18 protein-coding genes are annotated in these 19930 nt (G+C 62.6%); 8 read left to right on the top strand and 10 right to left on the bottom strand.

Annotation, left to right across the window (positions count from 1 at the left end; all coding sequences use genetic code 11):
- Positions 1–16: 16 nt before the first annotated feature.
- Positions 17–760 (top strand): hypothetical protein, encoded by a 744-nt coding sequence (locus tag LAD35_RS00975; protein ID WP_224150910.1) that lies wholly within the window; start codon positions 17–19, stop codon positions 758–760.
- A 90-nt stretch (positions 761–850) separates the two neighbouring features.
- Here the strand turns inward: LAD35_RS00975 and LAD35_RS00970 are convergent, their stop codons facing one another.
- Entirely contained in the window at positions 851–1633 is a 783-nt protein-coding gene (locus LAD35_RS00970) for a fumarylacetoacetate hydrolase family protein (RefSeq protein WP_224150909.1), read from the bottom strand.
- A gap of 224 nt (positions 1634–1857) precedes the next feature.
- Here LAD35_RS00970 and LAD35_RS00965 point away from each other — a divergent pair, with 224 nt between their 5' ends.
- The 4 genes from LAD35_RS00965 (at position 1858) to LAD35_RS00950 (ending at position 6981) form a co-directional block, all read left to right on the top strand.
- Complete coding sequence (locus LAD35_RS00965) at positions 1858–3165, top strand: Glu/Leu/Phe/Val family dehydrogenase (protein WP_224150908.1); 1308 nt, start codon at positions 1858–1860, stop codon at positions 3163–3165.
- Positions 3166–3399: 234 nt separating this feature from the next.
- Entirely contained in the window at positions 3400–4353 is a 954-nt protein-coding gene (locus LAD35_RS00960; RefSeq protein ID WP_377779520.1) for a Bug family tripartite tricarboxylate transporter substrate binding protein, read from the top strand.
- Positions 4354–4381: 28 nt separating this feature from the next.
- On the top strand, positions 4382–5956 hold the full coding sequence (locus tag LAD35_RS00955) for a class I adenylate-forming enzyme family protein (RefSeq protein WP_224150907.1): 1575 nt from the start codon (positions 4382–4384) through the stop codon (positions 5954–5956).
- Positions 5957–5988: 32 nt separating this feature from the next.
- Entirely contained in the window at positions 5989–6981 is a 993-nt protein-coding gene (locus tag LAD35_RS00950) for a tripartite tricarboxylate transporter substrate binding protein (RefSeq protein WP_224150906.1), read from the top strand.
- A 110-nt stretch (positions 6982–7091) separates the two neighbouring features.
- On the opposite strand, the gene queC is transcribed toward LAD35_RS00950, so the two are convergent.
- The 9 genes from queC to LAD35_RS00905 all read right to left on the bottom strand — a co-directional run bounded on the left by queC (position 7092) and on the right by LAD35_RS00905 (position 16479).
- Positions 7092–7796, bottom strand: a complete 705-nt coding sequence (queC, locus tag LAD35_RS00945) for a 7-cyano-7-deazaguanine synthase QueC (protein WP_224150905.1) — start codon at positions 7794–7796, stop codon at positions 7092–7094.
- Complete coding sequence (locus tag LAD35_RS00940; RefSeq protein WP_224150904.1) at positions 7793–8464, bottom strand: 7-cyano-7-deazaguanine/7-aminomethyl-7-deazaguanine transporter; 672 nt, start codon at positions 8462–8464, stop codon at positions 7793–7795. The genes queC and LAD35_RS00940 overlap by 4 nt, the downstream gene beginning before the upstream one ends.
- Positions 8465–8663: 199 nt before the next feature.
- A complete protein-coding gene (locus tag LAD35_RS00935) occupies positions 8664–9524 on the bottom strand; it encodes a hypothetical protein (protein ID WP_224150903.1) in 861 nt (286 codons plus the stop codon).
- An 82-nt stretch (positions 9525–9606) separates the two neighbouring features.
- Complete coding sequence (locus tag LAD35_RS00930) at positions 9607–10485, bottom strand: HpcH/HpaI aldolase/citrate lyase family protein (protein WP_224150902.1); 879 nt, start codon at positions 10483–10485, stop codon at positions 9607–9609.
- Between the two features lie 92 nt (positions 10486–10577).
- Entirely contained in the window at positions 10578–11573 is a 996-nt protein-coding gene (locus tag LAD35_RS00925) for a tripartite tricarboxylate transporter substrate-binding protein (RefSeq protein ID WP_224150901.1), read from the bottom strand.
- 50 nt (positions 11574–11623) lie between these two features.
- Complete coding sequence (locus LAD35_RS00920; RefSeq protein ID WP_224150900.1) at positions 11624–13003, bottom strand: MmgE/PrpD family protein; 1380 nt, start codon at positions 13001–13003, stop codon at positions 11624–11626.
- Positions 13004–13026: 23 nt separating this feature from the next.
- Entirely contained in the window at positions 13027–14208 is a 1182-nt protein-coding gene (locus LAD35_RS00915) for a CaiB/BaiF CoA transferase family protein (protein WP_224150899.1), read from the bottom strand.
- A 119-nt stretch (positions 14209–14327) separates the two neighbouring features.
- The gene (locus LAD35_RS00910) at positions 14328–15494 is read right to left on the bottom strand and encodes an acyl-CoA dehydrogenase family protein (protein WP_224150898.1); all 1167 of its coding nucleotides are present in this window, start codon (positions 15492–15494) and stop codon (positions 14328–14330) included.
- A 91-nt stretch (positions 15495–15585) separates the two neighbouring features.
- Positions 15586–16479, bottom strand: a complete 894-nt coding sequence (locus LAD35_RS00905; RefSeq protein ID WP_224150897.1) for an FAS1-like dehydratase domain-containing protein — start codon at positions 16477–16479, stop codon at positions 15586–15588.
- A gap of 309 nt (positions 16480–16788) precedes the next feature.
- Between LAD35_RS00905 and LAD35_RS00900 the strand changes: the two genes are divergently transcribed.
- The 3 genes from LAD35_RS00900 (at position 16789) to LAD35_RS00890 (ending at position 19926) form a co-directional block, all read left to right on the top strand.
- Positions 16789–17694: an SDR family NAD(P)-dependent oxidoreductase gene (locus tag LAD35_RS00900; protein WP_377779539.1), complete on the top strand. Its 906-nt coding sequence runs from the start codon at positions 16789–16791 to the stop codon at positions 17692–17694.
- Between the two features lie 73 nt (positions 17695–17767).
- Positions 17768–18649, top strand: coding sequence for a MaoC/PaaZ C-terminal domain-containing protein (locus LAD35_RS00895; RefSeq protein WP_224150895.1), 882 nt, complete (start codon positions 17768–17770; stop codon positions 18647–18649).
- Complete coding sequence (locus tag LAD35_RS00890) at positions 18649–19926, top strand: acetyl-CoA hydrolase/transferase family protein (protein WP_224150894.1); 1278 nt, start codon at positions 18649–18651, stop codon at positions 19924–19926. Before LAD35_RS00895 ends, LAD35_RS00890 begins: the two co-directional genes overlap by 1 nt.
- Positions 19927–19930: the final 4 nt, after the last annotated feature.

Raw genomic sequence — 19930 nt, 5'->3', positions numbered from 1 at the left:
CGTGCCACACCTTCGCATGACCCGTCAGCATCGCGGGCTCAGAAGCTATATCTGGACCTGGCAGCACGCCATCCAGCTTGTGCTGCTGCTGGCCGTTTTCTGGCTGGTGCTGTGGTGGGGTGCGTCGCTGGCGGTGCAGGTGTGGTCGCAGGTGTTGGCATGGGCGTGGCCGCACCTGGGTCTGGGGGATGCGAGAGATGTGCAGGCCTCTGTCGTGTCCTTCCTGGGGCTGTCCGTCGAAGTGGTGCGCACGCGTTTCTATGTGCCGCCGCCCAGTCTCCTGCAATGGTGGCTGGGGGCCGGTATATCCGCCGCCCTGATGGCCATATCGCTGCTCCTGTCCCGAGAGCGCCTGCCACTGATCTACGGCCTGCGCATCGTTGCCGTTCTGGCCATCGTCGGCCTGTTGTCCTATGAGTTCTTCCCGGCCCTCGCCGTGAGTGATGTCAATCGCCTGCTGGCAGACAACATCCTGGACATGGGCCTGGCCATGCTGTGGCTGTTGCCGGCCGTGCATGCCCTGGTGCTGTATATCTTTCCGATGCCGGTGCTGTACAAGATAGGTGCCACGCTCGCAGGGATGCTGTTCCTGGTCGTCAGTATTCCGCTGCAGGCAGCCTCCCTGGCCTGGCTGGCACAGCAATGCAGTCTGCTGGTGGCGGTGCCTTTGTACATGCTGTTCAGCTTTCTGCCGCAGATTGTGGGGCAGTTGGGCATTTACGGACTGTTCATGAGCCTCGCACCCTCGCCGGACTATTGAGCACCCCGCTGCAACGGACCAGCGCATTCAGCACCCGAAGCTACCAATCCAGGTACAGCCCCTCAGACCGCTTCGGTAATCCGTGCTTTTTCATAGCTGTAAGGCCGCTTCGCCAATGCCATCAAAGCGCACGCGGATGGCATCCCCTTTTGCCGCCAGCAGCAAACCGCACCAACTGCCGGTCGTCACCACCGTGCCAGCCTGCACGGTTCCAAAATGGCGGGTGGCATGACGCAGCCACTGCGAAAGCAGCCAGGCAGGGTCCTGCAGCGAATGGCTGCCCTGGCGCTCCACCAGTGGCTGTCTGCCCACCTGCACGGAGCAGCGCTGCAACGCCCAATTCCGCGCGCGATAGGGCTGCCATTCGCCCAGCACCAGGGCACCATGGCATAGCAGATCGGCCGCCTTGAGTGCTTCGGGCGCCTGCAATTGCTGTTGCCAGCGCGAATCGACGATCTCGATGCTGACCGCCATTGCATCCACCAGCGCATCGGCGTCTGCTTCGCCCAGGCGCGCTGCAGCGTCGGCATCCACATCGCAGCCTATGCGCAGAGCTATCTCCGCTTCCACCCCACGCAGCAGGAAAGGGATGTCTCCGAGATCCACGCCCGTGCCACGTACGCCTTGAGGAGGCAGCGGTGCATGAGTCAACGGCTGGCTGCGGTTTGCACCGCCGCTCTTCCAGTGCAGAGGCGCACGCTCCGCGTCACCCCACATATGCGCCCGCGCCTGGTGCACGCCCAGCACATCGGCAGCGGACTGTACCTGCGGCCATACGGCAGCATCCAGCGCAAGGCCCGAGGCGGTAGCATGTTGCAAGGCATGCGCCAGATCGGTCGGTACAAAAGCGAGAGGCGAATCGAAGTGCGGCATGGTGAGGAAAGCTTTCAAAACTATATGGTTGCGAACGCCACTTTGAAATATCAATCAAACAGGCTTCAATCCCATATATCGTAGGGACTGATAGCTCTTGTTTTTGATGATTATTTTTTAATCATAGTTATGCATATGTTGCATTTCATGCCTATCATCCGGCCTTGGACAAGACCGGGGGAGAGAATTTAAGCTATGCATACCTTTTCAACCGCATGGATCGTATGACATCCAACAGCACCCCCGCAGCAGCATCCAACCATCCGCTGCCTTCGTACCTGGATCCCAAGCACCTGGGCCCCTGGGGCATCTACCTGCAACAGGTCGATCGCGTCACTCCTTACCTGGGCTCGCTGGCCCGCTGGGTCGAAACCCTCAAGCGCCCCAAGCGCGCGTTGATCGTGGATGTGCCGATTGAAATGGACAACGGCACCATTGCACACTTTGAAGGCTACCGCGTGCAGCACAACCTCAGCCGTGGTCCTGGCAAGGGTGGCGTGCGCTTCCACCAGGATGTGACGTTGTCCGAAGTGATGGCCCTGTCTGCCTGGATGTCGATCAAGAACGCCGCCGTGAACGTGCCTTACGGCGGTGCCAAGGGCGGCATCCGTGTCGATCCCAAGACCTTGTCTAAGGGCGAACTCGAACGCCTGACCCGCCGCTACACCAGCGAAATTGGTCTGTTCATTGGCCCCTCCAAGGACATTCCTGCGCCAGACGTGAACACCAACGGCCAGATCATGGCCTGGATGATGGACACCTACTCGATGAACACCGGCGCCACCGCAACCGGCGTGGTCACCGGCAAGCCCATCGACCTGGGCGGCTCGCTCGGCCGCGTAGAAGCGACCGGCCGTGGCGTGTTCACCGTAGGCGTGGAAGCCGCCAAGCTCTCCGGCCTGGCACTGCAGGGCGCTCGTGTTGCCGTGCAGGGCTTTGGTAACGTGGGTGGCACCGCAGGCAAGCTGTTTGCCGAAGCTGGCGCCATCGTGGTGGCCGTGCAGGACCATACCGGTACCATCTTCAACGCCAAGGGCCTGGATGTGCCAGCCGTGCTGGAGCACGTGGCCAATACCGGCGGCGTGGGCGGCTTCAAGGGCGCCGACAAGATGGCCAATGAAGATTTCTGGGCCGTGGACTGCGAAATCCTGATCCCCGCCGCACTGGAAGGCCAGATCAACGCCAAAAACGCAGGCAAGATCAAAGCCAAACTGGTGATCGAAGGCGCCAACGGCCCGACGACCCCCGAGGCCGACGACATCCTGACCGACAAGGGCGTGCTGGTGCTGCCGGACGTGATCGCCAACGCCGGTGGCGTGACGGTGAGCTACTTTGAATGGGTGCAGGATTTCTCCAGCTTCTTCTGGAGCGAGGACGAGATCAACGCGCGCCTGGTACGCATCATGCAGGAGGCATTCGCCGCCGTGTGGCAAGTGGCCCAGGAGAACAAGGTATCGCTGCGTACTGCGACCTTCATCATCGCCTGCCGCCGCATTCTGCACGCACGCGAAATGCGCGGCCTGTACCCATAAAGCAAGGGGTTTTCCAATACAGCAGAGCGGCCTTCGGGCCGCTTTTTCGTTGCAGCCATGCAGCCCACAGAAATGAGAGCTTGCTACAGCTGAACTCAAGCGCTGCTTCCAGTCGCTTGAAGCATGGCTTTCGCAAGTGCGAAGCCTCTGGGTGTGGTTTTGCAGGCAAACCCCATCACGCATCAGTGCCAGGTTCCGTATGGTGAGTCCATACCGAGAATTATGGAGACTGCCATGCGCATACTGCGCCGCCACGCCCTTGGAGCCCTGCTGCTGTCGCCACTGATGGCCCTGGCGGCCAGTTGGCCCGAACGCCCCATCACCATCGTCGTGCCGGCAGCCGCAGGCGGCACGACCGACATCGCTGCCCGCGTGTTGGCAGAGAAGATGGGCTCTGCCCTCAAAACCAGTGTGATCGTGGAAAACAAGGCCGGCGGCGGTGGCAGCATCGGCACTGCATTCGTCGCCCGCGCCAAGCCCGATGGCTACACTCTGCTGATGGGCAATATCGGCCCGGTGGCCATCAATTTCAGCCTGTACAAGAAGCTGCAGTACAAGGAGACGGACCTGCGTGGCATCACCAATGTGATCTCGGTGCCCAACATCCTGGTCGTCAACGCTGACACGCCCGTCAAGAACGTGCAGGAGCTGATTGCCTGGGGCAAGCAAAAGCCACTGACCGCGGCCACTTCGGGTATCGGGCAGTCACCACACATGTCCACGGAAATGTTCCGTCAGAAAGCCGGGCTGGACGTGACCCTGGTGCCACACAGCGGCGCAGCACCTGCTGTGACCGCTCTGCTGGGCAAGCAGACGGATTTCATGATCGACAACATGCCCAGCTCCATCCCGCACATCAAATCGGGCAGGTTCCGCGCCTTGGCCATCACCAGCAAGGAGCGCTCGCCCCAGTTGCCAGATGTTCCCACCATGCGCGAAGCCGGGGTGCCGATGGACGTGACGGCGTGGTTCGACCTGCTGGCACCCGCAGGGACGCCGGACGCTATCGTTCACCGCATCCAGCAGGTGGCACACGACGCCATGCAGACCGTAGAGATCCGCAGCAAGTTTGCCGAGCTGGGCGGTGTTCCCGGCGGCGAAAGCGCTGCCGAGCATGACGCCTTCATTGCGCAGGAGCGCAAGAACTGGGCGCAGATCGTCAAGGCCGCCAACCTCTCGCTGGACTGACCCTTCCCTCTATTCTTCTTCTGCTGTCATGACTGCTTCCGTATCCGAACAACTGGCCCAGGCCTTTGGCTCCATTCCCGCCATGGTGGAGGCCAACGCCAAAGAGCGCCCGAACCATACCGCCCTGGTCCTGGGCGACACCCAGCTCAACTACGCGCAGGTGACGCAAGGCATGCGCCAAGTGGCATGCGCCTTGCAACGCCAGGGCCTGCAGCCGGGCGATGTCGTCGCCATCTGCGCCAGCAGCTCACCCCGCTATGTGCTGGCCTACCTGGGAGCCCTGTGCGCCGGTGTGGTCGTGGCGCCGCTGGCGCCTTCCGCCACGGCTGCGCATCTGAGCGCGATGCTCGCCAACTCTGAGGCCCGGCTGGTGCTTCGCGATGCCGAAGTGGCAGCGCAATGGCCCGTGCAGGAAAATGCCCAGGTGCAGTGCATTGCGCTGGACGATGCGCCAGAGGCAGGCACGCCCTGGTCTGCATGGCTCCATGGCATTGCCGCCGATGCACAGCCCGCAACCATTGCGCCGCAACCAGACTGGCCCTTCAACCTGATTTACTCATCGGGCACTACCGGTGTGCCCAAGGGCATCGTGCAAAGCTGGGGCATGCGCTGGTCGCATGTGCAGCGCGCCGTCACCAACGGCTACGGGCCTGACGCCATCTCGCTGTGCGCCACGCCACTGTATTCCAACACCACGCTGGTGGCAGCGCTGCCCACGCTCGCATTGGGCGGCACCCTGGTGCTGATGCGCAAGTTTGACGCGACCCAGTACCTGCAACTGGCCCAGCAGCACCATGCCACCCACACCATGCTGGTTCCGGTGCAGTACCAACGCCTGCTCGATTGCCCGGCATTCGATGCAGCCGATCTGAGCCGCCTGCAGAGCAAGTTCTGCACCAGTGCGCCGTTCAAGGCAACACTCAAGGCCGAGGTGCTGCGCCGCTGGCCTGGCAAGCTGATCGAGTACTACGGCATGACCGAAGGCGGCGTGCGCTGCGAGCTGCATTGCCACGATTTTCCGGACAAGCTGCACACCGTGGGGCGCGCCGGCCCCGGTGCCGATATCCGCTTCATCGACGAGCAAGGCAACGAGCTCCCGCCCGGCGCTCAGGGAGAAATCGTCGGCGCCTCTGCGGGCATGATGACGGGCTACTACCGCCTGCCGGACAAGACCCGCGAAGCCGAGTGGTTCAGCGCCAGCGGCGAGCGCTTCATACGCAGCGGCGACGTGGGCCAGCTGGATGAAGACGGCTTCATCGTGCTGGGCGACCGCAAGAAGGACATGATCATCACTGGCGGCTTCAACGTCTACCCAAGCGACATCGAAAGCGTACTGCTGCAGCACCCCGAGGTACGCGAATGCGCCGTGGTCGGCGTGCCTTCGGACGCCTGGGGTGAGACGCCCGTGGCCTATGTGGTGGCGCAGCCAGGCACAGTGCCTGCGGCACAGGCGCTGCAGGATTGGCTCAACAGCCGCGTCGGCAAGACCCAGCGTGTGGCTGACGTGGTACTGGCCGAACAACTGCCCCGCAGCGAGATCGGCAAAGTACTGAAGCGCGAGTTGCGTGACCTGTACGCCCGCACGCACACCAGCGCTGCATGACCCCTTAATTGATGATGGCCCAGGAGACACGGATGCACCACCCCCGCCCTTCCACCATGCGCCGCGCACTGCTCGCCAGCCTGGCATTCGCCGCCTGCTCGCTGCAGCCCGGCCTGGGCCATGCTGCGGACTGGCCCAGCAAGCCCATACAGCTGGTCATTCCCTATCCGCCCGGCGGCAGCGCCGACCTGCTGGGTCGGCCGTTGGCCATGCAATTGCAGCAGCAGCTGGGTCAGTCGGTGGTGCTGGAATACAAACCTGGCGCAGGCGGCACCCTGGCATCGCAGTATGTGGCGCGTGCCAAGCCTGACGGCTACACCGTGCTGATGGTGCTGGCCGCCCATGCCATCAACGACAGCCTCTACCCCAAACTGCCGTACGACACGCGCAAGGATTTTGCACCGGTCTCGCTGGTTGCCAATCTGCCGATGATCGTGGTGGGCAGCAGCAAACTGCCAGCAAAGAACATCCCTGCGCTGATCCAGGCCGCGCAGGCAGCACCAGGAAAGCTGACCTTCGGCTCGGCTGGCAACGGCAATACGGGGCATCTGGCGGGTGAGCTTTTTGCCAGCGCCGCAGGCATCAAGATGACGCATGTGCCCTACAAGGGCAGCGCCGGCGTGGTCAACGCCATGCTGGCGGGCGATATCGACCTGACCTTCGACAGCATCTCCACCTCCATTCCGCATGTACGCAGCGGCAAGCTGCATGCCTTGGCAGTCACCAGTGCCAAGCGGTCTGTGCTGGCACCCGAAGTGCCGACGGTGCAGGAGCAGGGCCTGAAGGACTTCGATATCACCGGCTGGTATGCCGTGATTGCCCCTGCGGGTACACCCGCCGACATCACTGCCAAACTGAGCCAGGAAATTGCCAAGGCGCTGAAGAACCCGCAGGTACAGACGCAGCTGGCGGCCAGCGGCTATGAGCCTGTGGGCTCCACGCCGCAGGAGCTGGACGCACACATTCAGCGCGAAATCGACCGGTGGGCAGCCGTGGTCAAGGCCACGGGCGCGCGGGTCGACTGAACGACTGCGTATCCCGCAAAAGAAAAACGCCCTGTTTCTACACAGGGCGTCTTTGCATCCATTCACAGCAGGCACAGAAAACTGCAGATTTCCGCCTCGCAGCTTCCCGCTCAAGACAGCTCGCTCCACTGCTCCCACCCCCGGGCGCGCAACTGGCAGGCGGGGCACGCACCACAACCATAACCCCAGCTGTGCAGCTGCTCTCGCTGCCCCAGGTAGCAGGAATGCGAGTCGCGTCGCACCAGTTCCACCAGTGCATTGCCACCCAGCGCGTGCGTGAGCGCCCAGGTCTCCGCCTTGTCGATCCACATCAGCGGGGTTTCCAGGGTCAACGGCCGGTCCACGCCCAGGCTCAATGCCACCTGCAGCGCCTTGAGGGTGTTGTCGCGGCAATCCGGATAGCCCGAATAATCCGTCTGCGACATACCGCCGACCAGTACGTCCAGCCCACGTCGATACGCCAGTGCCGCAGCCAGGGTGAAGAACAGCAGATTGCGCCCTGGTACAAAGGTGTTGGGCAGACCGTCGGCCTGCATGGCGATGGCCACGTCATCCGTCATGGCACTGGCGCCCAGTTGGCCCAGCACATCCACATGCAGCAGATGGTCATCGCCCAGTCGCCCTGTCCACTGTGCCTGCATGGCCAGCAACCCCTCGCGCAGCTTGGTGCGGCAGTCCAGCTCGACACGATGGCGCTGGCCGTAATCGAAGCCCAGGGTTTCCACATGCCCATAGCGCGACAAAGCCCATGCGAGGCAGGTGGCCGAATCCTGCCCGCCCGAAAACAGCACCAGCGCTCGTCGTGACGAATTCATGGCGCTGCCACCGCAGGTACGGTACCCTGCCGCATGTTGCGGACGATGGCCGCCAGCAGCACGCCGTAGGCAGGCACGAAAAGCAGCAGGCTCACGGCAAGCTTGATGACGTAGTCGACCATGGCGATCTCCACCCAGTTGGCCGCCATGAAAGCGTTGTCACTGCGCCAGAAAGCGATGAAGAAAAACGCCACCGTATCCAGCGCCTGCCCGAACACCGAAGCAGCAGCAGGCGCCAGCCACCAAGCACGGCTTTGCTGGCGGATGCGGTCAAATACCTGAATGTCCATCAGTTGCCCCAACACATAGGCGGCAAAGCTGGCAAACGCAATCCGAAAGACAAAGCTGTTGAAATCGAAAAGGGCATCCATTCCGTTGAAGCGCCCCTCATGAAACAGCACACCGACAACGTAGGAAACCACCAACGCAGGCAGCATGGCCTGCGCGATGACGCGCCGTGCCGGCCCCTTGCCAATGAGGCGCACGGTCAGATCCGTCGCGAGAAAGATGAATGGAAAGCTGAATGCTCCCCAGGTGCTGTGAAATCCCAGCAGCGTGATGGGCAACTGCACCAGGTAGTTGCTGGCGATGACGATGGCGATATGGAACGCCACCAGGAGGGGAAGATAATGCGGCATGCGCGATGGCGATGCCTGAACGGGTGTCATGACAATCCTTTTTGGTGAATGGGGGTGAGGGAACCCATTGGGACGACAAATAATGAGGCCGTTATTGTAGCGGCCAGGACTATTCCCCGCATCGCACTCAGCGCGACCGACGGCGGCCGCTGCGTAGCTGCCCCAGGCAGAACCACCGCACCATGAAAAAAGCCCCGGCAGGGCTGGGGCTTGGCATGGAAGGCGATTTTCAGCGCGAAGCGGCCAACGCTTCCAGTGCTGCGCGCAGTGCGGCGTCATTGTTTGCCTGCTCTGGCGCGGCCTCGACAGACACCTTGCGCACAATACCGGTGATGCGCCCCGATCCCTGCGTCAGACGGTTGGCATAGACTGCGCCCTCGTCCGAGCCATTGCTGAAGCGCCAGCTGCCTTCTCCCTGGTTCACGCTCCAGGTCATCACAAACGAGCGCACTGTATCGCTCGATGTGCTGCTGCGGAATTTGACGCACTGCGTCTTGCCAGCATCGGTGCCCCGGATCATCTGCTCGCAGGCAAACAAGCCGTTATACGACACGGCCATCCCGGTGCTGTACGACGAACCCTGCGTCACACGCGTCAGCTCAATGGGGTCATGCTCGATCAGCCCTGCCGTGTTGGCATAGACGGCGCTCCACAGGCCCAACAATGCCTCCGGGCTGTTGTCATAGCCAAACTGAAAGCGCTTCAGTTCCTTTTCAGGCTCACCCGGCAGGGTGATGAAGCCTTGGGTACCGCTGATGAAACGGATACGCACATTGCCCGGGCTCCCTCGCTCAACGCCGCTTTGCGGGCCGCTACCCAGATGACGGCCACCTTCATAGCGGCCCAGGCGGGCGTCCACGATATTGTTATCGCCCAGATGGCCAGTAGCCATGTAGAACGTCGGCTGGCCGTTGCGTTCGTATGCATAGACCTGCATCACCACCGTGTCGTTTTGCACATCGATGGCAAAACCTCGGCCAGGTGCACCGTTCAACTCATCACTGATGATCCAGGTGCCTCCCTGGGGCACAAATGCATGGGCCATGCCGGTCACAGCCAGTGCGGCAGCGGTAATGGTGTGTTTGAACATGTTTCACTCCTGCGTTTTCGGCACTGCCAAGTCACAGTGCCATCTTGCAGCGAGTATATCGGCGGGTTGCAGGCAGAACGTGTCAGACCGTTTCAGCGCGGCGTGTCGCCAGTTGGTGACGAAGAACCGTCTTGCGAGCCAGTGCAATCACCGGCGCATCCACCATGCGGCCATTCACTACACAGACGCCGCCTTGCGCAGCCTCTGCCGCGGCCAGCACCTGTTGCGCCGATTGCAGCTGTGCGCCGCTTGGGGTATAGGCGGCATTCACTTCGGCCACCTGCATCGGATGGATACATAACTTGCCACCAAAACCGCCGCGCACGGCGCGCTCGGCGTCAGTCCGCACCACGCTGCCGTCCTGCGTGTTGACCGTGACACCATCGATCGGCGCGGGCAATTGCGCACGGCGCGATGCCAGCACCACCGCAAGCCGCACTGGCACCAACTCGGTTTCATCAGCGGCACAGGCCATGCCTGCGTCCACCTGAAAATCCAGATGACCAAATGCCAGCCGCAGCACCTTGGGCGCCTGTGCGATGGTGTCGATGCAATGCAACCCCCACACCGATTCGATGATGGGCACCACCACGCCACCATCGCCCACCGCATCAGCCAGCAACTCCAGTGCAGCAGCCTCCTCGGCTTTGGGCAGCACGACGCCTGCACAACCCTGCTGGCATAGCTCGCGCAGCGCCCGTACATCGCCATCAAACCACTGGGTACCTGGCGCGTTGATGCGTACCAGCACCCGCGCACGCTGCGGAGCAGCCAAGGTCTGCATCGCTCCCAGCAATGCATCCCGTGCCGCATCCTTGTCGGCAGGCGCCACCGCATCCTCCAGATCTACGATCACGGCATCGGCACCGCTGGCCAGGGCCTTGCCAATACGTTCGGGACGGCTGGCCGGAACGAACAGCCACGATGTGGCACTGGCCAAGGGGTGATTCTCAAATTTCATAGCAAACCAACATTTCACAACCCGCACCATACGCAGATTCGGATCGAAGAGGCAGCCCCAGGCTACCCCGGCGACTGGCGATCAAAATCCGCTCACTCCGCAGTCACCCCTGCAGCGCGGATCACCGTGTTCCAGCGCTTCACTTCGGATTCGAGCAAGGTTTTCAGGCTCTGCGGCATAGCGCGGTCGGGTGTCACCAGTTCGCTGCTCAGGTCAGCAATGCGCTGCACCACCACCGGATCCTTCAAGGCCACATTGAGCGCCGCATTGATCTTCTTGATCACTTCGGCAGGCGTGCCCTTGGGCGCATACATGCCGTGCCACACCTTCACATCAAAGCCTTTGAGGCCTTGCTCGTCCAGCGTGGGAACATTGGGCATCGTCGACAGCCGTTGCGGCGTGGTCACGCCGAACACCTTGACGCGATTGCCATCCTTGATGACGGGGGCAGTCTGCGTGGTCTGGTCGCACAGCAAATCCACCTGCCCGCCCATCAGGTCATTCATCGCGGGGCCGGCTCCCTTGTAGGGCACGGTGGTGAGCTTCACACCGATCTGGTGCATGAACAACATACCGCACAACTGTGAGACGGCTCCGATGCCCGCATTGGCCAGGGAGACCTTGTCCTGGTTGGCTTTCACGTAAGCGAGCAGTTCCTGGAAGTTGCTGGCCGGAAAGTCCTTGCGCGAGAGCAAGGTCATCGGCACATCGAGCACCTGCCCGATGTATTCGAAATCCTTGAGCGGGTCATAGGGCAGCTTCTTGTACAGCGCAGGCGCCGTAGCCATGCCCATGTGGTGAATCAGGATGGTATAGCCGTCGTTCTTGGCACGGGCCACACGGGCGGGGGCAATCGTGCCACCTGCACCCACGGTGTTTTCCACCACCACCGTCTGGCCCAGCGATTTGCCCATGGGAATGGCCAGCATGCGCGCCACCACATCGGTCGGGCCCCCGGCGGAATACGGCACCACCATCACCACCGGCTTGGTCGGCCAGTCTTCGGCCAGGGCCTGACTGTGAATGGCAAGGCCCGCACAGGCCAGCAGGGCCGCGCCTGCAGTTTTCTTCAGCAACGAATAGCGCATCTTGTCTCCTCGGTTATCGGGTGTGGCAGGTACATGGCCTGCTTGTTGTCTTATACGGCTTGCAGCAAGGTTTCGACCCTGGTCCAATCCCGTACTTTCCACAATTTGTGTACGGCGTTTTGCATCTTTGCAGCAGGCACCTCCTTGCAGAACGCGCCCAGGCGCAGCGCCTTGTCGGTCAGTTCCTCGCGGCTCAGGGTATTGCCCGGGTCGCCCTTGGGCTCGTCGACACGGCCGTGCAGCGTGCGGCCATCGGCGGTGGTCACCGTCACCTTGCCGATCCAGCGCCGGGGGTAGGCGGAGTCCACTTCGGTATCCAGCACCATGCTGACCTTGTCGCGCAGCGCCATGGTGTCCTGCGCGCGGTAGTCGTTGTCGAATTCGGTCAGGCCCGCAAAGCCATGGCGCGCAGCCAGGGCCAACACCGTTCCCATCGAGAATTTGCTCTGGTGCACCGTGCTCGGATCAACCACGGGCCCCAGCACATCGATGGCAGCCTGGTGCACATGGGTCACCACGCCCGCAATGTCGGGCACCTTCAGCTGGTGCTCACGCATCACCTGCAGCAGCGCGTCTGCGGCAGGGTGGGTATGGCGGCAGGACGCATGCCACTTGAACGATGTCTCCGCCGTGGCCCAGCGTGTTCCCAGGCCGTCGATCAGCCGGGCCGGGTCGCTATCGGTGGACATGCCCGCTGCCATGCCCTGCGGCCCGCAGAAAATGTCTGCCGCGCCCGTAAAGCCATCGCGTGCCAGATAGGCCGCCATCAGGCCCGCGCCAGCCGCATGCGCAGTGTGCAGCTGCTTGCTGTCGGCCGCCGTGCGCAGAAATTCCCACAAGCCCGCCGACTGCGTACCTGCAGAGCCGAAGGCGTGCAGCATCTGCGCCGCATTGAGCCCCAGCAGATGGCCAACGGCCGCCGCAGCCGCCAGGGTGCCCGCCGTGCCCGTGGTGTGAAAGATCTTGTAGTGCGAGCGGCCCAGAAACTCGCCCACACGGATGCCCACCTCGTACCCCGCCACGCAGGCAGTGAGCAGATCCTTGCCCGATTTTCCCAGCGCCTGCGCAACGGCCACTGCAGGCGGAAACACCACGGCCGCCGGATGGAACACCGAGCCGTTGTGCACATCATCCTGCTCTGCCACGTGCGATGCAGCCGCATTGGCCATGGCGGCCAGGTAGGGGCTGCTGGTGGCGCCTTGCGGGCCGATCACTTCAGACGGCCCTTGCTGCGGGCCCATGGCCAGTGCAAAGCGGGTGATGCTGGCCACCGGCCGCGCATTGTGACCTGCAACCGCAGAGCCAAACCAGTCCACCCACAGGTCTTCAGTCTTCTGGATGACTGCCTCGGGAATGTCGCTGTATTTCAACTCGGCGGCAAAGTGCGCCAACTGGGCTGCGGGGGTAGGTGTTGCGGGTGTTGTTGTCATGGTTCTTGTATCTCCAACGGGCATCAGATGCCGGATGCCTTGTGCACTGCAGCCAGTGCATCGGGTGTCAATTGCAACTCCTGCAGAATCGCTGCGGTGTGTTCGCCTACTGCAGGCACCGGGTCCATGCGGTAGCTGTACTGGTTGTTGCGGCCGGGCGGCAGCAAGGCGGGCACGGCGCCCACAGGTGTTGCCACATCGGCAAAGCGCTGACGGGCGATAAGCTGCGGGTGCGTCCACAGGCCCGCCATGTCGTTGACGTGCGCGTTGGCGATACCGGCATCGTCCAGTCGCTGCACGACCTCATTCGCCTTGAGGGCGCCGAAGATGCGCAGGATCTCGGCCTGCAATGCTTCGCGGTTGGTGTTGCGCCGGGCATTGCTGTCAAAGCGCGGATCGGTGGCCAGTTGCGGCGCAAGCAGCACCTGATCACAGAAAATCTTCCATTCGCGCTCGTTCTGCAAACCCAGCATCACCGTGCCGCCATCACCCGCCACAAACGGGCCGTAGGGGTAGATGCTCGCGTGCGATGCGCCGGTGCGCGGCGGCGGCGCAGCGCCTTCGAATGCGTAATACAGCGGGTAGCCCATCCATTCGCCCAGCGCTTCGAGCATGGATACGTCAATGTGGCTGCCCTCGCCCGTCTTGCCCCGCAGCAGCAAGGCGGACAGGATGTTGGTGTAGGCGTACATGCCAGCGGCGATATCAGCCACCGAGATACCTGATTTGCTCGGCGTCTCGGGTGTACCGGTGACGGAGAGAAATCCCGCCTCGCTCTGGATCAGCAGGTCATAGGCCTTTTTGTCGCGGTACGGGCCGTCTTCTCCATAACCGCTGATATCGCAGACGATGAGTTGCGGAAACTCGGCATGCAGCGCCTCGTACGACAGCCCCATGCGCGCGGCCGCGCCGGGCGCCAGGTTCTGCAGCAATACATCGGCCGAGCCCAGCAGTTGTTTCAGCGCGGCGAGCGATGCCGCGTCCTTCAGATCGAGCGCCAGGCTCTCCTTGTTGCGGTTGAGCCAGGTGAAGTGCGATGACTGGCCGCGCACCCGGCTGTCGTAGCCGCGTGCAAAATCGCCGCTGCCGGGCCGCTCCACCTTGATGACGCGGGCACCCAGGTCGGCCAGTTGGCGCGCGCAGAAAGGCGCTGCAACCGCGTGTTCCAGCGAGACGACGGTGATCCCATCCAAAGGTCGTGTCATGGCGGGGTTTCTTGATTCAGTGTCCATTGAATAGCCAGCGGCGCTGGCCTCACAAGAATTCAGTACAAAATTTGTTTGAAATGCTTGTGTGGTGCGCGCAATCAGCTCACTTTTTTAAATCAGAACGAACGTGGCAGGCCCAGGATGTGCTCGGCCACATACGAGTAAATCAGGTTGGTCGAAATCGGCGCCACCTGGTACAGGCGCGTCTCGCGGAACTTGCGTTCCACGTCGTATTCACAGGCAAAGCCAAAACCGCCATGGAACTGCAGGCAGGCATTGGCTGCCTCCCAGCTCGCCTTGGCCGCTAGGTACTTGGCCATGTTGGCCTGGGTGCCCATGGGTTCGTGCTGGTCGAACAGCTCGCAGGCCTTCCAGCGCATCAGGTTGGCGGCTTCCACCTCGATGAAGGCATCGGCAATCGGAAACTGCACGCCCTGGTTCTGGCCAATCGGGCGGCCAAACACCTCGCGCTCGCTCACGTACTTGGTCACGCGATCGAGGAACCAGTAGCCATCGCCAATGCACTCGGCTGCAATCAAGGTGCGCTCTGCATTCAGACCATCGAGGATGTACTTGAAGCCCTTGCCTTCCTCCCCGATCAGGTTCTCTTCGGGTATCTCCAGGTTCTCGAAGAACAGCTCATTGGTCTCGTGGTTGACCATGTTCAGGATCGGGCGCACCGTCAGGCCCTTCTTCTCGGCCTCGCGCAGGTCCACCATGAAGATCGACATGCCTTCGCTCTTCTTCCTGACCTCGGCCAGCGGCGTGGTACGCGCCAGCAGGATCATGAAGTCGCTGTGCTGGATGCGGCTGATCCACACCTTCTGGCCGTTGATGACGTACTTGTCGCCCTTCTTCACCGCCGTGGTCTTGATCTTGGTGGTATCGGTGCCCGTGGTGGGCTCGGTCACACCCATCGATTGCAGGCGCCATTCACCGCTGGCAATCTTGGGCAGGTACTTCTCCTTTTGCGTAGCGCTGCCGTGGCGCAGCAGGGTGCCCATGTTGTACATCTGGCCGTGGCACGCGCCCGAGTTGCCGCCACAGCGGTTGATCTCTTCCATGATGACCGAAGCCTCGGTAAGGCCCAGGCCCGAGCCACCGTATTCCTGCGGAATCAGCGCCGCCAGCCAGCCCGCCTTGGTGAGTGCGTCCACAAACGCCTCTGGGTAGGCGCGCGCCTCGTCCACCTTGCGGAAATATTCATCGGGAAACTCGGCACACAGCGCACGGATGGCATCGCGGATTTCGTGAAAATTGTTGGAGCTGGTGTGTTCGATCATGGAATCAATCTTTTGAATCAAAAAGGCCTTCTGTGTGCTACCAGCAAGCGCTGGCAGCTCTTTTTTCAGGAGTGTTTGCGAAACATCTTCGTCAGCGGACCGTGGCGGTCGCCTGCATGGTGAGCCATCCTTCGTGGTCATGCGCCCACAGCTTGATGGTCTTGCCATCGGGCTGCGGCTGGCCCAGCACGGTGAAGGGGTGCAGGTCAAAGGTCGGGCGGACCGCCTTGAATGAAAAATCGGTCAATACTGCGTCAGGCGCATTGCGGCGCAGCAGATCAACCAGCAAGGTTGCAATCAGCGGGCCATGCACGATGAGACCGGGATAGCCTTCCTCCTGCGTCACATAAGAGCGGTCGTAATGGATGCGGTGGCCGTTGAAGGTGAGCGCCGAATAGCGGAACAGCATCACCGGATCGGTGTTGATCTCGCGCTTCCAGGCCGCTACGGTTTCGGCAACGGTAGGTTGCGGCACCGGATCGGTCGGCAGTGCCGCTGCACGGTAGACGATGTCATGCGCTTCGGTCAGCGCCACACCGCGTTCATTGCGGTATTCGTGCTGCACCAGCACGAACAGCAGCTCCCCGGAGCGGCCCACCTTGTGGTCCACCGATGCAATGCGCGAGATGCGCTCCACGTTCTGGCCAATCTGGATCGGGTTGTCGGCATTCCACTGCAAGCGCCCGCCCGCCCACATGCGGCGCGGCAGCGGCACCGGTGGCAGAAAGCCGCCGCGCGCCGGGTGGCCGTCGGGCCCGAGCAGGCTTTGTCGGGCCATGGGCAGAAAATTCGCCCAGTGCCACAGCGGCGGCAGAGGGTCGCCGGCCTGGGGCGCCGCGTCATCGCGGTCCAGGGTGGCCGACAGGCCAGCCACCGGTACGGCAGCAATCAGGTCGTGCAGGGATTCGGATTTACCAATCCAGCTTTGCAGGTGCGCCACCTGCGCAGGCGTCAGCGCGGCAGCGGATGAGAGGGTTTGCGACATGGTGGCACTGTCGCAGGCTCTGCGGGCCAAAGCAATCACAGAAATTGAAACGCATCCTTTTGCGGCCACGAAGACGAAGGGTTAGCCCGCATTCGCCTCACCTGCCAGCCCCAGGTGGAAGAGCCGCTCTCGAAAGACAGCCGCTGCACACCGTCATACCGTGCGCGAGCGCGTCCGCTCATTTTCGAGCCCACGGTTTCAGTTTGCCTAAGGGCTTCCTCTGGATTTGCGAATTGGCAAGTCGGTTTTTGGAGAGCATCCTCGGAGGCACTCCATAAACACAGATCCAAGGAAACAGACATGTCCCAAATGCTCGAAGGCAAAGTCGTCATCGTCACCGGCTCCGGCGGCGGCATTGGTCGCGATATGGCTCTGGCCATGGCCAAGGAAGGCGCGAAGGTCGTGATCAACGACATCGGCACCTCGACCAGTGGCGAAGGCCATGACGACGGCCCCGCGCAAAAGGTGGTCAACGAGATCAAGGCCGCTGGTGGCGAGGCCGTGGCTAACACCGACAGCGTCTCCGACGCCAACGCCGCAGCCCGCATCGTGCAGTGCGCGGTCGACACCTTTGGCAGGGTGGACGGCATCGTCAACAACGCCGGCATTCTGCGCGACCGCTTCTTTCACAAGATGAGCGTCGATGAATGGGACGCCGTGATCAAGGTGCACCTGTACGGCAGCTACTACGTGGCACGCGCTGCGGCCAACCACTTCAAGGAACAGGAAAGCGGCGCCATGGTGCACATGACGTCCACCTCGGGCCTCATCGGCAACCTGGGGCAGTCCAACTATGCAGCCGCCAAGCTGGGCATCGTGGCACTGTCCAAGAGCATTGCGCTCGACATGGCCAAGTTCAACGTGCGCAGCAATTGCATCTCGCCCTTTGCCTGGAGCCGCATGATCGGCTCGATCCCCACCGACACGCCAGAGCAGCAGGCCCGTGTGGACAAGTTGAAGCAGATGACGCCCAACAAGATCGCGCCGCTGGCCGTGTACCTGCTGAGCGACCATGCCAGGGACGTGAACGCGCAGGTATTTGCCGTGCGCAATAACGAAATCTTCCTGATGAGCCAGCCGCGCCCGTTGCGTTCGGTGCACCAGGGCGAGGGCTGGACACCCGAAGACATCGCCAGCCACGCCATACCTGCGCTGAAATCGTCCTTTGTGCCCATGGAGCGTTCGCCGGAAGTCTTCAGCTGGGATCCCATCTGAGCCCCCTCGCTCCAGCCACGTTGCACCGCTCCCGTCGGTGTAACGCACCATAACAACCAGAGAGACAAGCACCATGGCCATCCACTACCAGCAACTCAAGAGCCGGGCGTTCGAGCCAGTGCGCCAGAACTACACCCAGCGCGACACCATGCTCTACGCACTGAGCCTGGGCGTAGGCAACCACCCGCTCGACACGAAAAATCTGCTGCTGGTATACGAAGGCATGGACCAGCCACTGCAAGCCCTACCCACGATGAGCTCGGTACTGGGCTACCCCGGCTTCTGGATGAAGCAGGAGGACAGCGGCATCGACTGGGTCAAGCTGGTGCATGGCGAGCAGCGCACCACCATCCACCAGCCCGTACCGGTGGAAGCCAAGGTGGTAGGCAGGACGCGGGTCACACGCATCATCGACAAGGGCGCTGGCAAGGGTGCCATCGTGGTGAGCGAGCGCAGCCTCGAAGGCGAGGACGGCACACGCTACGCTACGCTGGAGCAGGTTACCTTCTGCCGTGGTGACGGCGGCTACAGCCAGGAATTGGGTGGCCAGCCCAGCGACGAATCGCTGCCCGCCCTTGCAGCCACGCCTGATACCGCTGCACAGTGGACGTTCGAGCACCGCATCCGCCCAGAAGCGGCCCTGCTCTACCGCCTGATGGGCGACTACAACCCGTTGCACGCCGATCCCCGCGTGGCCCAGGCCGCAGGGTTTGAAAAACCGATTCTGCACGGCCTGGCCACCTACGGCATGGTTGGCCACGCCCTGGTGATGACCGCCTGCGGCGGCGATGCCAGCCAGTTGCGCAGCATCCATGCACGCTTCTCGTCCCCCGTCTACCCGGGCGAGACACTGCGCACCGAGATCTGGCAGAACGGCAAGTCATTGCAGTTCCGCGCGCTGGTGGTGGAGCGCAACATCGTTGTGCTCAGCCATGGCAATGGCAGCGTGGCCTGATGCTCTCGTCGCCCTCTGCCCAAGGTCGGCACCTTGCGCTGGCAGACCTGGATCTGGCGCAGTTCATCCGCGCCGGAGACACCATCGTCTGGGGACAGTCGGCCGCCGAGCCGCTGTCGCTGATGCAGGCCTATGTTGCACAGCGCCATCGCTTTGCCCGAACACGGGTGTTTCTGGGCATTGGCGGCAGCGCCACCCTGCATCCCGAGCATGCCGATGCCATCGACATGACAGGCTATGCCGCAGGCGGCTCGCACCGTCCCCTGGGCATGGCGGGCGTGCTCGATCCCGTGCCCTGCCACTACTCGCAGATTCCGCTTCTGATCGCCAGCCGCAGTATTGCGGTGGATGTCGTATTTGTACAGGTATCGCCCCCCAACGATGCTGGCGAGTGCAGTCTGGGCCTGGCACACGACTACATGGCTGCAGCCATGCGCAGTGCTCGCTGCGTGATTGCCGAGGTCAATGCCGATGTACCCTGGGTGCATGGCGCAACGTTGCGCCTCGATGAGGTCGATGCCTGGGTTCAGAGCGACCAGCCCGTGGTGGACGTGCCCGCAGGCAAATCCGGTGACGCCGAAACCGCCATTGCCCGGCATATCGCCAGCCGCATTGAGGACGGAGCTACCCTGCAGCTTGGCATTGGCAACCTGCCCGATGCGGTGCTGCAGGCGCTGCATGGGCACCGCAACCTGGGCCTGCACAGCGGCATCATCGGTGACCGCGCGGCTGACCTGGCAGAGGCTGGCGTCATTACCAACACCCACAAGGGCATCGACGCCGGTGTGAGTGTGACCGGGCTGCTGATGGGGACCGCACGCACCCGCCGCTGGGCCCACCGCAATCCCGCGCTGCGCATTGCCGGTACCGAATACACCCACAGTGCCCGCGTGCTGGGGCAGCTCAACAAGCTGGTGGCCATCAACGCCGCGATCGAGGTGGACCTGACCGGTCAGATCAACGCCGAGGTGGTAGCTGGCCAGTACCTGGGTGCCGTGGGCGGCGCCATGGATTTCTTGCGCGCTGCCGCCATCAGCCCCGGCGGGTTGCCCATCGTGGCACTGCCTGCCACTGCACGTGGGCAGTCGCGCATCGTCGCTCGGCTATCCGGTCCGGTATCGACGCCACGCGCCGATGCCGGCTTGATCGTCACCGAGCACGGCGTGGCCGATCTGCGCGGCCTGAGCCTTTCCGGGCGCATGCAGGCCATGCTGGCCATTGCAGCGCCAGAACACAGAGACACATTGAGCGCGAGCGCTCGACAGTATTACGCCTAACGCT

It is taken from the genome of Comamonas odontotermitis, assembly GCF_020080045.1.
Taxonomy (GTDB): domain Bacteria; phylum Pseudomonadota; class Gammaproteobacteria; order Burkholderiales; family Burkholderiaceae_C; genus Comamonas; species Comamonas odontotermitis.
Note: the sequence above shows the minus strand (reverse complement) of the source record. Positions and strands in the feature narration are given on the sequence as shown.